4 protein-coding genes are annotated in these 3,189 nt (G+C 61.2%); all 4 read right to left on the bottom strand.

What is annotated here, in order from left to right; all coding sequences use genetic code 11:
* Positions 1-134: 134 nt before the first annotated feature.
* From WC683_20365 to atpD, 4 genes are read right to left on the bottom strand one after another with little or no spacing between them, the layout of a single operon-like run.
* On the bottom strand, positions 135-830 hold the full coding sequence (locus WC683_20365; GenBank protein MFA4974965.1) for a hypothetical protein: 696 nt from the start codon (positions 828-830) through the stop codon (positions 135-137).
* On the bottom strand, positions 830-1,462 hold the full coding sequence (locus tag WC683_20370) for a hypothetical protein (protein ID MFA4974966.1): 633 nt from the start codon (positions 1,460-1,462) through the stop codon (positions 830-832). The genes WC683_20365 and WC683_20370 overlap by 1 nt, the downstream gene beginning before the upstream one ends.
* Positions 1,459-1,752 carry a F0F1 ATP synthase subunit epsilon gene (locus tag WC683_20375; GenBank protein MFA4974967.1) on the bottom strand — a complete coding sequence of 98 codons (294 nt, stop codon included), beginning with the start codon at positions 1,750-1,752 and terminating at the stop codon, positions 1,459-1,461. The genes WC683_20370 and WC683_20375 overlap by 4 nt, the downstream gene beginning before the upstream one ends.
* On the bottom strand, positions 1,749-3,179 hold the full coding sequence (atpD, locus tag WC683_20380) for a F0F1 ATP synthase subunit beta (GenBank protein MFA4974968.1): 1,431 nt from the start codon (positions 3,177-3,179) through the stop codon (positions 1,749-1,751). Before atpD ends, WC683_20375 begins: the two co-directional genes overlap by 4 nt.
* Between the last annotated feature and the right edge of the window lie 10 nt (positions 3,180-3,189).

The following is a 3,189-nucleotide window of genomic DNA, read 5'->3' on the forward strand; positions in this document are numbered from 1 at the left end:
AACGCCTCTTCGTTCATCATGCAAGGCACTCCCTTGCCGCCCATGCCCTTGAGGTCGACGACGACGAGGTTGTCGTCCACCATAACTATTTTCACGCTTCTCTCATTCAAACAGCACCTCCCGCCCGTCGATCCTCACGACAGGTATGAACTCTGCTTTAAGACTATGAACTGCACCACGTACCCCAGGAGCTCGTCCAGATCGAACCCGTAAGGCGCCGACATGTCGCGGGCCTTCGCAAGCCTTGCGGAGGCGACGAGCCTGTCGATCGCCTTCCACGAGCCCTCGCCGCGCTCCTCTATGTCGATGATCTCGTCGACGATCCTCCTGAAATCATACGGCTCGTCGGAGCACCGGCCGTCAGCCGCACACGACGGGGCCTCGACCTTCAACCTGGACGCCCTGTGCGCGGCCACCGCCGACCTGAGCCCGGAGTCGAAGCATGCCCAGCGCATCACGAACGAAGATTCGAACTCCATGGCTACGGCGGCGAGGTTCCTGTAAAACGCGTCCCAGACCGCATCGAATGAATACCGCCCCGCCTCGCTGCGGGAAAAATCGCGAAGCGCCGAATCGAGCCAGGCCGGCATCTCTTTCCTGGACTTGATCTGATCGATCTTGAGAATCGCGGTCTCGCCGGGTTCGACGCCTAAAACTGCGCGTTCCATCGCCCGTATATCAAATTCGACGAGCAGGGCGCGGGACAGGAGCGAGGCGCCTTCGTCTTCCTCGGAGCACATCCTCGCCAGCTCCGAAGCCGACATCGGCACCTTTCCGCCGGGCGTAGCCGGCAGAGGCGGCAGCGCTGTCAAAAGATATTCGAACGACATCAGATCGCAGCCTCCGCCTGCTCATCCAGCATCCTGCGGAACCTCTCGGACACGAAGGGCTTAAGCACCTCCATCATGGAATCCGTGTCAACGATCAGCTCGCCCCCGCTCTCTTCGGTGAAGAGCTTGAATCCTTTCATACCCTTCTCCGCATGCAGCGCCGCGTGCACGTTGAGGTCGGACCTCATCATCGCAAACCACTCCTTCATGAATTGTTCCTTCATCTCCTCCGGGATCACTATGTGGAGCTGCCCAAGTTCGTGCGAGGTCCTGTTTTTTGCGAACTCCGATATGATCTTGAATATGAGTTTTTTGATGAATTCCGGGTCGGCAAGCGCCTCCTTGACGCGGCGCCTGAGCGGCTCCAGCGCAATCAGATCCTCGAGCTCGCCCTTGGCCTTGAGAACAAGGTCTCGGAGCGCAAGAGACATCTGTTGGTCGAGGTTCCGCATCACGGCTGCGGATTTGTGATGCGCCTCCTCGACGATCGCATCCCCTTCGCTGCGCGCGTCGTTGATCAGCTTCGCCGCGTCGGCCTTGGCCTTGGATATGATCTTCTCCGCCTCTTCCCTGCCGCGGGCCACGCCGTCCTGTTTCACGGAATCGATGAGTTTCGCCAGTTCGTCCTTCAACTTTTCCTCCCCTTCTCGAAGGCGGCTGCGGCCGGCGCCGCCTCTGAAACGCACACCGTAACCATGTCGTGTATGACCTCTGCGAATCCGCTCCCGATGTCGTAGTCTTCCCTCACCGCCCCTCCGCGATCGCCCTGCTTCACGAAGTGTATGTTCCCCGGATTCAGGAGCGCAAGCATCGTATCGTGCCCCTGGAGCGCCGTCATCCGCCCGAGGGCGGCAGGGAGAGTGACGGAGCTAACCTCCGCGTCGACCACGGCCTTGCCCGGAGTCATGATCATGAGCTTCATCGGTTCGCGGCCATCCTGTCCGCCTTCTCTCTCATCTCCTCTATCGTGCCGACGTTGAAGAAGGCCTGCTCGGGCATGTCGTCGTGTTTCCCATCGATGATCTCGCTCACGCCTCTGACTGTGTCCTCCAGCTTGACGTATTTGCCGACGAGCCCGGTAAACTGGCTGGCCACGTGCAAAGGCTGTGAGAAGAAGCGCTGCAGCTTCCTGGCCCTGGCCACCGCCTGTTTGTCTTCGTCCGACAACTCGTCCATCCCCAGTATCGCAATGATGTCGCGCAGGTCCTTATAGCGCTGCAGCAGGCTCTGCGCACGGCGGGCGACCGAGTAGTGCTCCTCGCCGATCACCTCCGGCGCCAGCATCCTGGAGGTGGAGTCGAGAGGATCCACCGCCGGATAGATGCCGAGCTCCGCGATGTTTCTCGACAGCACGATCGTGGCGTCGAGGTGCGAGAAGGCGGCTGCCGGGGCGGGATCGGTGAGATCGTCCGCGGGGACGTAGATCGCCTGGACCGACGTTATGGAGCCCGACCGCGTGGTCGTTATCCTCTCCTGCAGCTCGCCCATCTCGGTCGAGAGCGTCGGCTGATATCCTACGGCCGACGGCATCCTTCCGAGCAGCGCCGAGACCTCGGAGCCCGCCTGAGTGAAGCGGAATATGTTGTCGATGAAGAGCAGCACGTTCTGCCGCATCTCATCGCGAAAATACTCTGCGACCGTGAGCGCGGAGAGCGCCACCCTGGCCCTCGCGCCCGGAGGCTCGTTCATCTGTCCGTAGATGAGCGCGGTCCGGTCGAGGACTCCCGACGACTTCATCCCCAGCCACAAGTCGTTGCCTTCCCTAGTGCGCTCTCCCACTCCGGCGAACACGGACGTCCCGCCGTGTTCGAGCGCCACATTGTGTATGAGTTCCATGACCAGGACGGTCTTGCCCACGCCTGCGCCGCCGAAAAGCCCTATCTTCCCGCCGCGGGGATACGGGGCGAGCAGGTCTATAACCTTGATGCCGGTCTCGAACATCTCTATGTCCGTGGCCTGCTCGCTGAACGCAGGCGGATCGCGGTGGATCGGCATGCGCTTCTGAACGGCGAGCGGCGCGCCCTCGTCCACCGGTTCTCCGATAACATTGAGGACTCGGCCAAGAACCTCCTTGCCAACCGGCATCATTATCGGTCCGCCGGTGTTTCGCACGGCCGCGCCCCGGATCAGACCCTCGGTCGAATCCATGGCGATGCAGCGAACCATATTCTCGCCTATGTGCTGCGACACCTCGAGCACGAGGTTGTCCTCCCCCGCGCCTAACGCGGGATTCGTGACCGTAAGCGCGGTGTATATCTCCGGGAGTCTCCCCTCGGAGAAGATGACGTCCACCACCGGGCCCATGATCTGTATCGCCTTGCCGTTTGAAACTTTGTCTTGCGCTCTCATCTCTCAGCTC

The organism is bacterium, assembly GCA_041648665.1.
GTDB lineage: Bacteria > UBA10199 > UBA10199 > 2-02-FULL-44-16 > JAAZCA01 > JAFGMW01.

Bases quoted from the DNA above. Each gene is read 5' to 3' on its own strand.
- WC683_20375 (MFA4974967.1), bottom strand. From the start codon at position 1,752: ATGAAGCTCATGATCATGACTCCGGGCAAGGCCGTGGTCGACGCGGAG.
- atpD (MFA4974968.1), bottom strand. From the start codon at position 3,179: ATGAGAGCGCAAGACAAAGTTTCAAACGGCAAGGCGATACAGATCATG.
- WC683_20365 (MFA4974965.1), bottom strand. From the start codon at position 830: ATGTCGTTCGAATATCTTTTGACAGCGCTGCCGCCTCTGCCGGCTACG.